Raw genomic sequence first — 14,876 nt, forward strand, 5'->3', positions numbered from 1 at the left:
TGCCTTACAGACGACGCGAAATAGGAAGCATCGAGAAGGAGATAGAGGATTGCCGTGGGCTTAATATCAGGGCTATCGACTTTGAAGACGATATGCTCAATCTCGACCTTAAGTCTTTTCGGAAGGTCCTGGAATTATTCCAGGGTACAGGGATAGAGCTCTCCGCAATGAACGGCCTCTACGCAGGCACCCTCGATAAAGAAACGCTTGAACTCATGTATGACGCAGGCTTCAGACGTCTCAATTTCTCCCTCGTTGACGCGTCTCACGCGGTTCATCACGCACAGCAGAGGGTATTTCCCGCACATTTCACTGATCTTCTTTCCTACCTCGAATCCTCCCCCTTTGTTGTGGAGGCCCATTTTATCCTCGGCCTTCCCGGACAAAGACACGACGATATCATCGAGACCATGATCTTTCTCATGGAGAGACGCCTTCTTGCCGGACCGAGCGTATACTATCTCGCGCCCACGAGCCCTCTTTTTCATGATTCGATAGGCGGTGACTGGGAGAGGTACCTGAAAGTCATGCGGTCGAGCGCGCTCTATCCATCAAATCCGCTGTTTCCGAGAGAGACGACCGCGACCTTTGTGAAGCTTACGCGATTCATCAATATGGTGAAAGGCATGGTTGATCGGAATCCCGCCATGGAAAGGCTAAGCGACATAGCTGAGACAGAATGTATCCCCGAACGAGAGCACGATGTCTATATCTTGAAGAGTCTGTTATCAGGGAAGCGATTTATTAGCTATGACGTGAGGCGCAATGAGTATGTAGAGGAGCCACAGGACCGGGATCTCGTCTCTTATTTCTTCAGAAAGATCCATGGCAAAACTATCCGGGGTTTCAAGACTCCGAACAGGCTTACGGTCGATATCTGAGGCAGAACGAACGGCAGGGCCCGGGTTGTGGTTAGGCAGGGACGATCTACACTACGAATTCCACGGGGTATTTTGACTTTACATTGCAGTATTTGTTTTTCTGTGATAATCCTCTATAAAGAAGGGTCACTTTGAGACATGCCGCATGCGTGCGGTTGATATTTAGGCGGATGCGGGGCACCTTGAGCCTTGACGAATTTTCACCCGGCAAGGGGAAGTTGCCGGCAATTTTATTGATTTAGGAGGATGCCAGATGAAGAACAAGCTGTTTTTTGTGATCGTAATCCTTCTTTTTGTTGTGAGCTGCACAACCATGAATGGGTTCAAGCCCGAGGCGGGCGGCAAGGCATCACCCTTAACCGAGGCCACCCCGGCCAGGGCTTTGGTGGCCTGCAACGATCTTCCCAGGGTTTTCAGCTATACAAATACGGTTATTTCCTCGGTCTCTCAAGTGCCAGCGGGCACGCTGCGTATCCCCGGCATCGCCGAGGCAATGCCGGAACACTGTGTGGTCAAGGGCAAAATGAACGAGCGCAAGAGCCCTGTAGATGGCAAGATGTACGCCATCGGCTTTGAGATGCGCCTGCCAACATCCTGGAACGGCCGTTTCTTCTACCAGGCAAACGGAGGACTCGATGGCATGGTCATCAACGCTTACGGCGACGTGTTGAGTGGAGGTCCGACCTCCAACGGGCTTCTCAAAGGGTTTGCCGTCATCAGCTCGGACGCGGGCCATCAGATGGAGCAGGGCCCGATCGGTGGCGGCCTCTTCGGACTGGACCCGCAGGCCCGCCTCGACTATGGATATAACGCGGTGGCAGCGCTCACCCCCATGGCCAAGAACCTGATCAAGACATATTACGGCAAGATGCCCGATAAATCGTACATTGCAGGCGGCTCCAACGGCGGACGCCATACCATGGTGGCTGCGGCGCGCTATGCCGATCAATACGACGGGTACCTTGCGGCGTCGCCGGGGTTTAACCTGCCCAAAGCGGCCATAGCACAACTGTGGGGGGTTCAGCAATATGCCCCCATATCCAAAATATCTCCCGCCACGGGCAGGCCTGATGTGGCCACGAGTTTTTCACAGGCCGACCTTCAGCTCGTGTCCGATAAGATTGTGGCTAAATGCGATAACCTCGACGGTCTCAATGATCATATGGTCAGTGACGTCAAGAAATGTCAGTCGGCGTTCAATATCGCGACCGATGTTCCGACCTGTTCGGCAGCGCCCGACGGCACCTGTCTCACTGAAGCGCAGAAAAAGGTGCTCGCAGCGGTCCACACCGGCGCGAGGAACTCGGCGGGACAGCCGCTGTACACGAATTTCTTCTGGGACCCCGGCATCGCAAGCGCGAACTGGGGCTTCTGGAAATTTGCCAACAGTACAGGCCCCCGTGATCCGCTTGCTGTGGGTTTTGTTTTCATGACGCCTCCCGTTTCCCCTTCAGTGCTCAGCGGTACGGGAAATACGCTGATCGATTTTGATCTCGGATTCAATATGGACACCGATGCGCCTAAGATCTATGCGACAAGCAGCATCTATACAGAGTCGGCCATGTCCTTTATGACGCCCCCGGACGCAACTGTTCTATCAGGATTCGTTGCCAACAATAGAAAGATGATTGTCTATCATGGAGCCGCCGACCCGATCTTTTCGGCGAGCGATACGATCAACTGGTACGAAGATTTCAAAGCGCGGTACGGACAGAAGGCATACGATATGATCCGCTTGTTCGTTGTCCCGGGCATGGCTCACGTGAGAGGAGGCCCATCGACCGATCAATTTGACCTCACGGATGCCCTTGTGGACTGGGTTGAGAAAGGGATTGCGCCGGACAGTGTGGTTGCGCGGGCACGGGGCAAGGGGGTCGTGGCGGCCGACGTGGTAAATGCTGAAGTGCCTGTTTCATGGTCCCCCGGGCGGACCCGACTATTGTGCGCCTACCCTGAAATACCCAAATATAAGGGGAGCGGCGACACTGAAGCGGCATCGAGTTTTTCGTGTGTGGTCCCGTGACCGGATATCGGGCGTAGGCGAGGTTGACCTCGCCTACGCATAGAGAGTGAGGTAGCCTTGCAATAGGCCCTGTTTTCTGCTATTCCTATTCGGTCATGCAGAGTTTTTTCGGTCTTACGCTTAAAGACCTGGAAGCGACGATCGGTGCGGCGGGCCGGGAGAAATTCCGGGCCCGGCAGCTCTATACCTGGATCTACGCAAAAAGTGTCTTCGACTTTAACGAGATGACGGACATCCCGAAGAGTCTTAGACAGGTCTTTCGGGACATGTTCTCCGTGGAATTGCTCGAGATCAAGGAGGTCCTGCTCTCAGGCGACGGTTCCCGGAAGTTTGCCCTTTCCGCGGCCGACGGTCACATTATTGAAAGCATCATCATGCCGGAGAAAGAGAGGAACACACTCTGCATATCCTCACAAATCGGCTGCAGAATGGGTTGTAAGTTCTGCGTAACAGGGAAGATCGGCTTTAAACGCAACCTCACCGCGGCAGAGATCGTGAATCAGGTTGTGACAGTCAAAGAGTATTTGAAGGGATTAGGCGAGGGGAGGATCACGAATATCGTGTTCATGGGCATGGGCGAGCCTATGGATAACCTCGATAATGTTGTGAAAGCGCTCACCATTCTCAAGGAATCCATAGGACTCGATTTTTCATACAGGAGGATCACCGTCTCATCAGTAGGTCTTTTGGACGGCATCAGGACACTTCCCTTAAAAACCGCAAGTATCGCTTTATCGCTCAACGCAGCCGATGATGAGACCCGGTCGCGCCTCATGCCTATCAACAGGCTCTATCCCATTGGCCAGATTGTCGATTACGTCCGGTCCTTTCAGGGCCCGAACAGGATAAGGACCACTTTCGAATATGTGATAATAAAAGACGTCAACGACTCCCCGGAAGACGCCCGACGGCTCGCGGACCTTCTGAAAGGGGTTAAGTGCAAGATAAACCTTATTCCATATAATACGTCGCCCTATCTGGAATTTATGGCACCGGATGCGAAATCGGTCACCATGTTTCACGATTACCTTTACGGGCGGCACTTCACCACAATGATACGGGATTCCCGGGGGCAGGACGTGGCGGGCGCCTGTGGGCAGCTCGGTATGCGATACCTGAAAGGATGTGAAACATGAACTTCCAACTTGAGATAGTGAGAAATGGAGCGAACAGATGAAAGGCAGATTACCGGCATACAAACGATCGTTTTTTTCGAGTCCCGAGCGCAGCGACGGGTTGCAACTCACCATGATGTGTGATGGCAGCCTTGTCTACACCGATTTCTTCGTTGACCGGCGTTTTGAAGGATACAAGAATGTTGTGCATGGCGGCATGATTTTCGGCGTCCTCGACAGCATTATCTGGTATGTGATACTCCTGGAGACGAAAAAGATGGCCATGACGAGGAAAGTGGAGATGGAGTTCTTAAAACCCATTGCGTGCAATATTCACTACAGGGCGCAGGGCAAGTTTGTCCGGATGGAGAAGAAAGACATTCACGCAACCGCCTGGGTGGAAGATGGAAACGGCGAAATATACGCCAGGATGAATGCGGTCTTCAGGGAAGGCAAGAAGATCGATCTTCAGGGGGTTGCGAACAGAATGGAACTCGACACGGCAACGCCCGAAATGAGGGAGTTCTTCCTCTCCCTCGGAAGGCAGGATTAAACGACATGGGGCAGGTCTTCGAGAAGAGGGTTCTCACGGGCTCTCTTCAGATGTCTGAGGATGCCCCGTCATCCCTCACTTACTTTTCTGGCGATTAACCGGTCGGGATCCGGGAAATCGTAATTCAGGAGATCTTCCGGCCGTACCCATTTCACTTCTTCATGATCTTTCAGAGTAATTTCTCCTGACACGTGTCTCGCCCGGTACGCATAGAGTACGATGGCCGACTCACAATTAAGCACGTGTTTATTGAGCGAAATAAGCGGCCCTACGTGGATCTCGATATCGAGTTCTTCGCGGATTTCCCTTTTCAGGCACTCTTCAAGGGTCTCATTATCTTCGAGCTTTCCGCCGGGAAACTCCCAGGCGTAGCCCATGAAAGGGGTCTTTCTCCTGGCGATGAGGATCTTGCCGTCCTTCTCGATCACAGCTGCGGTGACGGGAACATACTCAGGGTTTGTCATAGCGAGAATGGTGCCTCACTGTTCGGCGGCTTTCATGCTGCCGGCGAGCATACTAAGAAAGTCGGTCAGCGATTTTTCGCCGTTTGCCGCATCGCTTAGCAAATAGGTAATTCTTACCTTCACGAACTGGCCTTTATAACCGGTCAAATAGAGATGGGAGACGCGTTCATTACTATCCTGGGTAAAGATCATCCTACTGTGGAGGAAGGAGTAGGCGCCCACTCGCACCGTCTCTTTTGGCAACTCCATGACAATGTCTTTGTAGATGCCCATTTTTTCCACCGCGTAAACGTCACTGACGGCCTGTTCAAACTGCGCGGAGATGAGAGGAGCTGCAGCGCCGGTGGGGACGGATCCCTGATCCAGGTCGTAGAGGAATACGTCAGCCTTGAAGGTTTCAGCGCGATACATGATGCCCACACCGAGCCCCGGGCTCTCCTTTTCATAGTCCCTTACGCTGACAAGTTTTGCCTGCCCCACTGTATCGGGAAAAATAAGACCTGTCCCCGGGTGTTGATAAGCTAAGGCACCTGCCTTTGCGTTAGCTACACAGCATATCAAAACCAGGATAGTCAAGACAGATGAACGTCGCACAGCGGAGCTTTTCATGGAGGCGCTCACGGATCATTGTAGAAGACAAACTGAACAGTGTCAATCTCTTTATGCTGTTTAAGGGTTTTTTGAAAATGAACACACGAATGCTGCCGGGGTATGCCAAGCGTAAGCGTTCCAAAGGGGCGAATATTCGCGGGAACTTGCCTGCGGCGGCGATTATACGTACGCTTAAGCATTTCCCCCGGCCGCATAAATTTTGGGGTTGCCGTTGACACGCGGCCCGATGTATAAAGAAGAAAAGGTCTGTTACTTCGATTCGGAGGGCATGACATATGAGCGTCTACAACCTGGTTTCTGCCGGTGGTATTGTTTTCTTCATTGCCTTTTTATTTCTCTTTTCTCAGAGTAGAAGGCGCGTCAGCTTCAGGGTGATCTTCTGGGGTATCGCATTGCAGATTCTTTTCGCCCTGTTCGTTTTTCTTTTTCCGCTCGGGGCTAAGTTCTTCCTGTTTCTGAACGACGCAACTATGAAGCTGATCGACAGCGCGTTCGAAGGCATCAGGTTTCTTTTCGGGCCTCTCGCGACGGCCCCCGGGGAGGCGGGTTCGCTGGGTTTTATCCTCGCCTTTCAGGCACTGCCTTCCATCATATTCTTCGCTGCCCTGATGGAACTACTCTATCACGTGGGCCTCATGGAGAAACTCATAGACGTCTTTGCCCGGATATTCAGAATGGTAATGGGTATCAGCGGGGCCGAGTCGCTCTGCGCTTCGGCCCAGATATTTCTTGGGATTGAATCAAACCTCACGGTGAGGCCCTATCTGAGCAAGATGACAAAATCGGAATTGCTCGTTGTGCTCACAACCGGTATGGCGACGATCGCGTCGAGCGTGCTCGGCTTCTATGTTATTATCCTCGCCGGTGTTTTTCCAACCGTGGCCGGCCATCTCATATCGGCATCCATACTCCTTGCCCCCTCAGCCATCCTGGCAAGCAAGATCATCATACCGGAAACGGAGATTCCTCTGACGCTCGGAAAGGTCGTAAAGGTCGAATATACAAAGGCCGATAACGTGATCGAGGCGATTATAAACGGGGCCATGGCAGGGGTCAAGATGGTCGTGGGGATCGGCGCTCTGCTCATCGCATTCATCGGGCTCGTCTCTCTCGTGGACGTTGGCCTTCTCTATGCGGGCAAAGGCCTCGGGTTTCTCTTGAAGACTCCGGTGGATATCACCATTAACCATATTCTCCAGTATGTCTTTTATCCGTTCACCGTGGCTATGGGGGTTCCCCCTGTGGATGCGCCGGCTATAGCCAAGATCATTGGAGAGCGGATTATCATGACTGAGGTAAAGTCATATCAGGACCTGAGTCTCATCATGAAAGAGGGAAAGATAGTCTATGAACGGAGCGCCGTCATAGCCACCTATGCGCTCTGCGGCTTTGCTCATGTACCCTCGCTTGCGATTTTTGTCGGCGGTACCTCCAGCCTGGTTCCGGAAAGAACCAAGGACATTGCGATCCTGGGACTCTGGTCACTACTCGCGGCAAACGTCGCCTGTTTTATAACGGGCGCCGTTGCCGGCCTGTTCTATACCGGCGGTGGCGGCATACTTTTGCATCCATGAGCAGAGGAGCGTTTCTTCCGGCGGGCCTGCGTTTAAGTCCGGTGAATCAGTGCCGGTTCGATACCCACACCTTATGGGCGGGCACCCATGTGCCGTTCACATACTGGCCAGGCACTTCAATCCACTCTCCTGTGGCGGGATTGGGTGCTGCATTTGAAGTGGCGGCCGGATCGGGTGATGCGTAAGCCTGGTTCGGCACATACACGGGCTGCGGATTAACATAGACGACGGTCGGTGGAGGATAAGCGTATACAGGGGCCGGATAAGGGTAGTAATAATATGGACGAGCTATGGCGGTGCCGAGTATGACTCCGCCTATGAACGCACCGGGTGCGTACCAGCCGTAATGATGTCCGAAGTGACCCCAGGCGTGACTACTCGCGGGCAAAAAGAGCACGGCCACAATCAGGACGACGGCTACGATTATTGAAACGTGGCGTCTCATACAAACCTCCTTTAGCGCGCTTAAGCGTGTGCGCCATACCTAATTATATCAGATAAAGGCAAAAAGAAAAAGAAGAGGCCTCTTTCATTACCCTGGCCTATAGACCCAACCTTTGTCGCTTCGCCTCGATATGCGCCATGATGCCGTCCACGGCCTTGGTATAATCCGTTTCGACGTTTAAGACACCGCCCGTCAGGTCCTTGAGGTCCGAGGTCAAAAGCCTCACGAGATTCGGTCCCCCGGTGACCGTGGGCACCGGGTTGACGTAGGTGTAAAGACCGAGGGCCAGCGCGAAAATAGCGTCGATCGTCGCCTTCTGTTCCATATACTCAGGCGCCACGGCGGCTACGGGGAGGTCCGGGATGGCGATGCCTGTGGCATTAGATATCAAGAACAGAAGGTCGGCAAGTCGGCCCGTATCGGTGCATGTACCGAAGGAGAGCACCGGGGGGAGGGAAAGGGTGTCGCATACCTTTTTCAAACCTTCTCCGGCAAACTCCTTTGCATTGGGGCTCGTAAGCCCTGCAACCTGCATGGCCCCGTTTCCGCACCCCATGGAGAGCACAAGCACATCGCGCTTGATCAGTTCCTTGGCAATGCGGACACTATGGATGTCTTGCCCGACGTCGCGTAGCGTGGTGCAGGAGACAAGACCGGCGATGCCCCTCACCAGACCGTTATTTAACGCGTCGAAGAGCGGGGTCAGGGTGCCGCCCAGGGCGTCGAGGATACTTTCCGATGAAAAGCCGACTGTCGCTTCAGTAACGGGCAGGCCGACTACCGCCTCCACCGTGGATCGCCTCTCTTTGAAATTGGCTATGGCCATCTCAAGAAGGACCGCCGCCTGCTTTTCCGCTTCCTGCGGCACGTATTCAAGTCTGTCGGTGACGCCTTCAAAGACCACAAGGGGGCTTACCGCAACGAGCTTGAATCTGTATTTCTCCGCGTACTTGGGATCTATGGGCATGGAACAGTTCATGTCGCAGGCAAACAGATCCACGCATCCGCTTGCAAGCACGGCTTCCTGCATGATCCAGTTGCCGGTGAAACCATAGAATACGTCATCCATGGCCCATCGTTGGATCATCTCCTGACCCGTCTCGATGTTGGCGATAACGCGAAGTCCTTTGGCGCCTGCTATCTTCGCTTTTTCCTGCCAAGCCGGTTTTCGCGCCAGTTCAACCATAGCGAACCCTAAAAAAGGTTCATGGCCGTTCGGGAGCACGTTCACATAGGTGGGGTCGAGAACACCAAGATCAACGCGCATGGTGTGGGGCCTCGGTATGCCGAAGAGAACATCCTGGCAGTATTCGTTGACGATCTGACTCTGATAGGCCATGGCAATGCCGAGCCGCATAGCTTTCAGGGCGAGGCTTGCGTAATAGCCGTCTACATTGGTGAGACAGGAGCTTGTAGCGAACATCATTTCACCGTGGATGCCGCCGGGGAATATTCCGAGCTTCTTCCAGACCGCCTTTCTTTCCATGGGAGCGAGTGTTTCCACGATATAGCTCGGCTCATCGTATTTGCGATTGAAATCGGCCTCAAAATAGTTACAGAGCATGATTGCTAACTCATCAGGGGGAAAATCCGAGGGTATGTTAAATCGGTTGGCAAAGGCCGAAAGCTTTTCCGGTTCCCTAATGGTGAAGGGTGAACGTCCATCAGCCACCGCCCGCAGTGTTTTTACGGTCTGTTCAGTATGGTAGTGGTATGTCGAAGCCCCCATGACGTTGCGCAGCAGCATCATACGCATGGCCATGCCATCGCCTGTGATGCCGCAGACGCCTCGTTTGTCTTTTGCGACATCAGCCCTGCAGGGACCGTTCGAGCACAGATCGCACCGCACGCCGCCCTGACAGAAGGGGCACCTTTGGTCGGGGCTTGAGCTGAGACCCTGGGCTTCATATCTGTCCCATATATTCGTCATGCCGTCCTTCTTAATCCGTTCGTACATCCTTCTTACGGACTCATGATATGAAATTCTGTCCCCTTCCATGAAAACCTCCTTCTAAATTATGTCGGTGTTAATCTAATCAAATATAAGAAGGCTCGTCAAGCCACAAGGGTTGTTACCGGTGAGACCAAAAGAAATAAGACCCGCGCGTTTACAATTTGCGTAGGGAGGCCTACAAAAATTGTAGGTTGTTTGTGACGTAGTTTGCACAAAATGTCATAATTATCAACGTGGTACATGTATTACAAAGCGGTACAAAAATTGCATATATACCATATAATTTGTCTGGTTAACAGAGCCCCATAGACGGTGCGAGATTAGAGTCCTAAATGCGGACTCACGATTGGCAAGCGGACACGAAAACTACCCAGACAGTGAGAATACTGCTTTCTCTCGCGAAAGGCAGAGACGCTTTATGGATGAAATGGAACATGCCTTCTTTGGAGAGGCACCCTGGTTCCGTACAATCCTAAACAACATGCCTCATCCGGTATATTGTCAGGACGTACAGGGGTACTATCTCGCTTATAACCGGGCTTTCCTTAAGCTCTTCGGTGAGGGGCTTCATGAAAGCTACGTGGGTAAAACCGTTTTTGACCTTCCCATCAGTCCCGAAGAAAGGGTGTCCTGGCATAAGGCTGATCTGGACCTGTACCGCTCACCGGGCGACAGAACCCACGAACAGACACTTACGTTCCCGGACGGCTCGGTACGAAACGTGTGCTTGAGAAGAAATACCTTGTGTCATGCGGACGGCAAAGTGGCAGGGATTGTCGGTTTTATGAGCGATACGCCAAATAGCGCAATCGTCAAAGATGAGCGACGAAGCGAGGCGCAGTTCGATAAGTCATCAGAAGCCTCTCCGGATGCCATACTCTTCGTTGAAAATGGGATCATCACGGATGCCAATGAGAGAACGGGCCGTATGTTCGGCCTTGACCGTAATCTGTTGGTCGGTCGAAGCTTAGCGGACTTCATCGCCTCCGAACCCGGAAGCGCTACGGAACGCAGGGTCGATTCGTCCGGAGAAGAAAGGTACGAAACGGTAGGTGTGAGAAGAGACGGCACAATCTTCCCCATCGGCGTGTCCACCCGGCCCCTTGATTTGGATGGTAAACAGATCGGGGTATCGGTCGTGAGGGATCTTACGGAACAGAAGAAGATGGAAGAAGAAATCTTAAAGTCGAAGAACCTCCAGTCGGTGGGAACCCTGGCGGGGGGCATCGCCCACGACTTCAACAACCTTCTCATGGCCATCGTAGGCAACATCTCACTTGCCAGGTTACACGCATCCGAGGGCAGCAAGACGGTTGACTACTTAGCGGAGGCCGAGCGTATCGTTTTTATGGGAAAGGAACTGACAAACCAGCTCCTCACATTCTCAAACGGCGTGGACGCGGTAAAGAAGCATATCGACATCGCACCGCTCGTCAAGGAAACGGCAGAAGAGATCTTCCGGGGTTCCTTCATCAAACCGCATTATACCATTGCGGACGATCTTTTCCTGGTGGAGGTCGATGAGAATCAGATAAGGCGCGTGATCCGTAACATAATCTCGAACGCTAAGGAGGCCATGCCGGGGGGTGGCACCATTTCGATCACGTGCGAAAATGCGAACATTACCATGCAGCATAAGCTGCCGCTCCCCAAGGGAAAGTACGTGCGTATCCTGATTCAGGACGAAGGGGTAGGGATATCCAGGGAAAATCTGTCTAAAATTTTCGATCCTTACTTCACGACAAAGGACATGGGACCGAAAAAAGGGGTCGGTCTCGGACTTGCCATCTCCTATTCAATTATCAGGCGACACAACGGCTATATCTATGTTGATTCGGCTCCGGACAAAGGCGCAACGTTTCAGATTTATCTGCCCGCTTACAAGCAGCCGGTCTCATTGGCGTCCGCAAGAAAAGAGGTCCTTGCCCGGGGTAAAGGCAGGGTCCTGGTACTCGATGATGAAAAACTGGTTCTCGAGATTGCTGAGGAGTTGTTGCGATACATGGGTTATGAAGTCACCACCACGCAGACCGGCGAAGAGGCTGTTTTTCTCTACAGAGAGGCGATGGGTTCGGATGCGTCCTACGATGCAGTCATTCTTGACCTGGCCATAGAGGATGGTATGGGTGGTGCTGAAGTGATGGAGAACCTGAAGGCCATGGATCCGCGGGTCAGGGCTATTATTTCGAGCGGTTACCTGCACGACCCCGTTATCACACATTTCGAAGACTACGGCTTTGCTGGCACTCTTACAAAGCCGTATAACCCCGAAGAACTCGATCAAAAGCTTGCCGCCGTAATTGGCGGCGCCGCATAAACGCGCAATCCATCACAAGCCATAGGATTCTTACGGCTTATCACAAGCCCTTCCCCAAAAATCTTGACACACGGTTCGTTGTCAGTGTACTTTCTCAGGACGGCGGCTCACGCGGCGTGCGGGGCGGGAAAGAGAAGCCCTGACAACATGAACCGCTCACTTTAAGAGCACGGGATGGAATTAAAGGACAAGATAGCGATTGTTACGGGCGGAGGCCAGGGCATCGGCAGGGCTATAGCACGCTTGTTCGCCAAAGAAGGGGCCACTGTGCTTATAGCCGGAAGAACGCTTAGATCTCTCGAAGAAACATGCAGTGAGATAAATACGGCCGGGGGCGAGGCTTACTTCGTCCAGACAGACGTTTCCAATGAGAGTGAGGTAATACGCATGGTATCCGAAACCGCGTGCCGTTTTGGCAGAATTGACATACTCGTCAACAACAGCGGTATCTCGGGGCCGACAGTGAGAGTGGCCGCAATGGATCTGTCTCAGTGGAACGAAACGCTGGCCATCAACCTCACGGGCAGTATGCTCTGCGCGAGGGAGGTACTGAAATATATGATGCCCGCGCGAAGCGGCTCTATCGTCAACATCGTTTCAGAGGCGGGCAGGGCCGGTGACGGAAGAGCCGGCTATCCCATGCGAAGCGCATATTGTTCTTCCAAGATGGGTCAGATCGGTCTTACGGAGACGCTCGCAGTTGAAGTTGGGGAGTATAATATCCGTGTAAATGCGGTGAGCCCTGGACCGATACAAGGGGAACGCATATTCAGGGTGGTCAGAAAACGCTCCGAGGCCACCGGTGCGGCGTTTGAAGATATGCTCAAGGACCTGTCTTCGAATTGTTCCTTGAAACGATTGGCCACGGAAGAAGAAACAGCGGCGGTCGTTCTCTTCCTCGCCTCAGACGCGTCGAGCGGTGTAACCGGGCAGACCATACCGGTGAGCTGCGGCCAGCATATAAGCTTCTGAACCCAGTTGACGGCGCAGTCGTTCGGATACATGGAAGAAGCGTTGAATCAGTGATTCGACAAGTACATAACAGGAGGAAGTAAGATGGCATCAGAAGTCGAAAAGAACAAAAAAATCGCTGCCGAGTTCTACGATCTCATCATCAACAAGAAAGATTACGAGTCGGCAAAAAAGTTTGTCGGGAATCGTTATAAGCAGCACAACCCCCTTGTGGCGGACGGTCCCGAAGGTCTCAAGGCCTTTATCGATTTCCTTAAAACAAACTACCCGCAGGCAAAGAGCGAGATCAAGAAGATTATCGCCGAGGGAGACCTCGTGGTACTTCACGTACTTTCCGTGCGCACGACCGAGCTGAAACGCGCGATTATCGAGATATTCAGACTTGAGAACGGCAAGATAGAGGAACACTGGGACGTTATCCAGGAGATCCCGAAAACTTCAGCCAATCCGAACGGTATGTTCTGAAAAAGCCAATACCAGAACGGATAAGGCAAGGATGAGCTAGGCGGCTATCCTTGAAAAACGTTCCTATCCGCTGTATGATCTTTTCATAGCATGGAGCTCTTCAAAGATCACCCTCTGTTTGAGAATGACTCGGGTAAACCGCTCGCTGACAGGATGAGGCCGAGAACGCTCGATGATTTCGTGGGCCAGGAGCATATCCTGGGACCGGGGAAGATGCTGCGGCTTCTCATCGAGAAGAAGGACATACCGTCTATGATCCTCTGGGGGCCGAGCGGGGTGGGAAAGACTACCCTCGGATGGCTTATGGGACGCCACATGAAACTCCCCTTTGTTTCCCTGAGCGCTGTGAGCATCGGCCTTAAGGAAGTGAAGGAGGTGGTTCAGAAGACAAGGCTCCAACGCATCATCCTGTTCATCGACGAATTCCACCGCTTCAACAAACTTCAGCAAGATGCATTTCTGCCCCATGTGGAGAACGGCAACATCATCCTCATCGGCGCCACCACGGAAAACCCCTCCTTCGAGATCATCTCGCCGCTTCTTTCCCGCATGCGGGTTATCACGCTCAACCCTCTTACCAAGGAGGGACTGGTGATCATTCTGAAAAGGGCTTTGAGTGAGGACAGTGAGCTCAAAGCCGCGTCACTTGCGCTCGATGACGATACGGTTGAAGAGATCGCCTATCTGGCTGATGGCGACGCAAGACGTGCGCTCAATCTGCTTGAGGTCTGCTACAAAATGGTCAGAGAGTCGGGCCCGGGAAAACATAGTATCAGTCACGAGATCGTCCGTGAAGCGTACCAGAAAAAGGTCGCTGTTTACGACAAGACAGGTGAGATGCACTATGACCTCATCAGCGCGCTTCACAAGAGCATGCGGGGTTCCGATGCAGATGCATCCTTATACTGGCTTGCCCGGATGCTTGAGGGCGGCGAAGACCCGCTCTACATCATGAGAAGGCTCGTCCGCTTCGCTTCGGAAGATGTGGGAAACGCAGACCCATACGCATTGACGCTTACCATCTCCGCCACTGAGGCCTTCAAGTTCATCGGTCCGCCCGAAGGATATCTGGCCCTTGCTCAGGCTGCCATTTACCTCTCGCTTTGCGAGAAGAGCAATGCGATTTATAAGGCCTATGGCGCTGTGAGCCGAGATGTGAGAGAGTTGCCCGAATATCCGGTCCCCATGCACATACGAAACGCCCCGACAAAACTCATGGGGGAGTTAGGTTACGGAAAGGGCTACCTCTATCCCCATGATTTCACAGATACCCTCGTTGAACAGACCTATCTACCCGACGAGCTTCTTGAAAAGCGATACTACCGGCCTACGGGCAGGGGTTACGAAAAGAAACTCCAGGAATTCCTCGAAAAGGTACAACGTTTCCACGGAAAGAAGTAGAGACAACCGGCCGCTCGCTTAAGCGCCGCGGCCACGAAGATCTCCTGCTCGACGGATCTTTTTTCAATGGCCTTTTGACCATCTACCAGAGAAAGGCCAC

General features: G+C 52.8%; 13 protein-coding genes. 9 read left to right on the forward strand and 4 right to left on the reverse strand.

The window, feature by feature from the left end; translation table 11 throughout:
• From VMT62_11660 to VMT62_11675, 4 genes are all read left to right on the forward strand, one after another.
• Positions 1-881 (forward strand): hypothetical protein (locus VMT62_11660; protein ID HVN97078.1); only part of this gene is annotated, 881 nt, incomplete at its 5' end.
• Positions 882-1,134: 253 nt separating this feature from the next.
• Complete coding sequence (locus VMT62_11665; protein HVN97079.1) at positions 1,135-2,904, forward strand: tannase/feruloyl esterase family alpha/beta hydrolase; 1,770 nt, start codon at positions 1,135-1,137, stop codon at positions 2,902-2,904.
• Between the two features lie 95 nt (positions 2,905-2,999).
• Positions 3,000-4,040 carry a 23S rRNA (adenine(2503)-C(2))-methyltransferase RlmN gene (rlmN, locus tag VMT62_11670; GenBank protein ID HVN97080.1) on the forward strand — a complete coding sequence of 347 codons (1,041 nt, stop codon included), beginning with the start codon at positions 3,000-3,002 and terminating at the stop codon, positions 4,038-4,040.
• A 37-nt stretch (positions 4,041-4,077) separates the two neighbouring features.
• Entirely contained in the window at positions 4,078-4,572 is a 495-nt protein-coding gene (locus tag VMT62_11675) for a PaaI family thioesterase (GenBank protein ID HVN97081.1), read from the forward strand.
• Between the two features lie 68 nt (positions 4,573-4,640).
• Here the strand turns inward: VMT62_11675 and VMT62_11680 are convergent, their stop codons facing one another.
• Both VMT62_11680 and VMT62_11685 read right to left on the reverse strand, forming a co-directional pair.
• On the reverse strand, positions 4,641-5,036 hold the full coding sequence (locus VMT62_11680) for a (deoxy)nucleoside triphosphate pyrophosphohydrolase (protein ID HVN97082.1): 396 nt from the start codon (positions 5,034-5,036) through the stop codon (positions 4,641-4,643).
• Between the two features lie 15 nt (positions 5,037-5,051).
• The gene (locus VMT62_11685) at positions 5,052-5,645 is read right to left on the reverse strand and encodes a hypothetical protein (protein ID HVN97083.1); all 594 of its coding nucleotides are present in this window, start codon (positions 5,643-5,645) and stop codon (positions 5,052-5,054) included.
• Positions 5,646-5,923: 278 nt separating this feature from the next.
• Here VMT62_11685 and VMT62_11690 point away from each other — a divergent pair, with 278 nt between their 5' ends.
• Complete coding sequence (locus tag VMT62_11690; GenBank protein HVN97084.1) at positions 5,924-7,222, forward strand: nucleoside transporter C-terminal domain-containing protein; 1,299 nt, start codon at positions 5,924-5,926, stop codon at positions 7,220-7,222.
• A gap of 46 nt (positions 7,223-7,268) precedes the next feature.
• On the opposite strand, the gene VMT62_11695 is transcribed toward VMT62_11690, so the two are convergent.
• Both VMT62_11695 and cooS read right to left on the reverse strand, forming a co-directional pair.
• On the reverse strand, positions 7,269-7,667 hold the full coding sequence (locus VMT62_11695) for a hypothetical protein (protein HVN97085.1): 399 nt from the start codon (positions 7,665-7,667) through the stop codon (positions 7,269-7,271).
• Between the two features lie 97 nt (positions 7,668-7,764).
• Positions 7,765-9,666 carry an anaerobic carbon-monoxide dehydrogenase catalytic subunit gene (cooS, locus tag VMT62_11700; GenBank protein HVN97086.1) on the reverse strand — a complete coding sequence of 634 codons (1,902 nt, stop codon included), beginning with the start codon at positions 9,664-9,666 and terminating at the stop codon, positions 7,765-7,767.
• A 373-nt stretch (positions 9,667-10,039) separates the two neighbouring features.
• Between cooS and VMT62_11705 the strand changes: the two genes are divergently transcribed.
• The 4 genes from VMT62_11705 (at position 10,040) to VMT62_11720 (ending at position 14,776) form a co-directional block, all read left to right on the forward strand.
• Positions 10,040-11,938 carry a PAS domain S-box protein gene (locus VMT62_11705; protein ID HVN97087.1) on the forward strand — a complete coding sequence of 633 codons (1,899 nt, stop codon included), beginning with the start codon at positions 10,040-10,042 and terminating at the stop codon, positions 11,936-11,938.
• A gap of 174 nt (positions 11,939-12,112) precedes the next feature.
• Complete coding sequence (locus VMT62_11710; GenBank protein ID HVN97088.1) at positions 12,113-12,910, forward strand: SDR family NAD(P)-dependent oxidoreductase; 798 nt, start codon at positions 12,113-12,115, stop codon at positions 12,908-12,910.
• A gap of 84 nt (positions 12,911-12,994) precedes the next feature.
• Complete coding sequence (locus VMT62_11715; protein HVN97089.1) at positions 12,995-13,375, forward strand: ester cyclase; 381 nt, start codon at positions 12,995-12,997, stop codon at positions 13,373-13,375.
• Positions 13,376-13,465: 90 nt separating this feature from the next.
• Positions 13,466-14,776: a replication-associated recombination protein A gene (locus VMT62_11720; GenBank protein ID HVN97090.1), complete on the forward strand. Its 1,311-nt coding sequence runs from the start codon at positions 13,466-13,468 to the stop codon at positions 14,774-14,776.
• Positions 14,777-14,876: the final 100 nt, after the last annotated feature.

The sequence above is a fragment of the Syntrophorhabdaceae bacterium genome, from assembly GCA_035541755.1.
In the GTDB taxonomy this organism is placed as follows: domain Bacteria; phylum Desulfobacterota; class Syntrophorhabdia; order Syntrophorhabdales; family Syntrophorhabdaceae; genus PNOF01.

Bases quoted from the DNA above. Each gene is read 5' to 3' on its own strand.
- VMT62_11665 (HVN97079.1), top strand. From the start codon at position 1,135: ATGAAGAACAAGCTGTTTTTTGTGATCGTAATCCTTCTTTTTGTTGTG.
- rlmN (HVN97080.1), top strand. From the start codon at position 3,000: ATGCAGAGTTTTTTCGGTCTTACGCTTAAAGACCTGGAAGCGACGATC.
- VMT62_11675 (HVN97081.1), top strand. From the start codon at position 4,078: ATGAAAGGCAGATTACCGGCATACAAACGATCGTTTTTTTCGAGTCCC.
- VMT62_11680 (HVN97082.1), bottom strand. From the start codon at position 5,036: ATGACAAACCCTGAGTATGTTCCCGTCACCGCAGCTGTGATCGAGAAG.
- VMT62_11685 (HVN97083.1), bottom strand. From the start codon at position 5,645: ATGAAAAGCTCCGCTGTGCGACGTTCATCTGTCTTGACTATCCTGGTT.
- VMT62_11690 (HVN97084.1), top strand. From the start codon at position 5,924: ATGAGCGTCTACAACCTGGTTTCTGCCGGTGGTATTGTTTTCTTCATT.
- VMT62_11695 (HVN97085.1), bottom strand. From the start codon at position 7,667: ATGAGACGCCACGTTTCAATAATCGTAGCCGTCGTCCTGATTGTGGCC.
- cooS (HVN97086.1), bottom strand. From the start codon at position 9,666: ATGGAAGGGGACAGAATTTCATATCATGAGTCCGTAAGAAGGATGTAC.
- VMT62_11705 (HVN97087.1), top strand. From the start codon at position 10,040: ATGGATGAAATGGAACATGCCTTCTTTGGAGAGGCACCCTGGTTCCGT.
- VMT62_11710 (HVN97088.1), top strand. From the start codon at position 12,113: ATGGAATTAAAGGACAAGATAGCGATTGTTACGGGCGGAGGCCAGGGC.
- VMT62_11715 (HVN97089.1), top strand. From the start codon at position 12,995: ATGGCATCAGAAGTCGAAAAGAACAAAAAAATCGCTGCCGAGTTCTAC.
- VMT62_11720 (HVN97090.1), top strand. From the start codon at position 13,466: ATGGAGCTCTTCAAAGATCACCCTCTGTTTGAGAATGACTCGGGTAAA.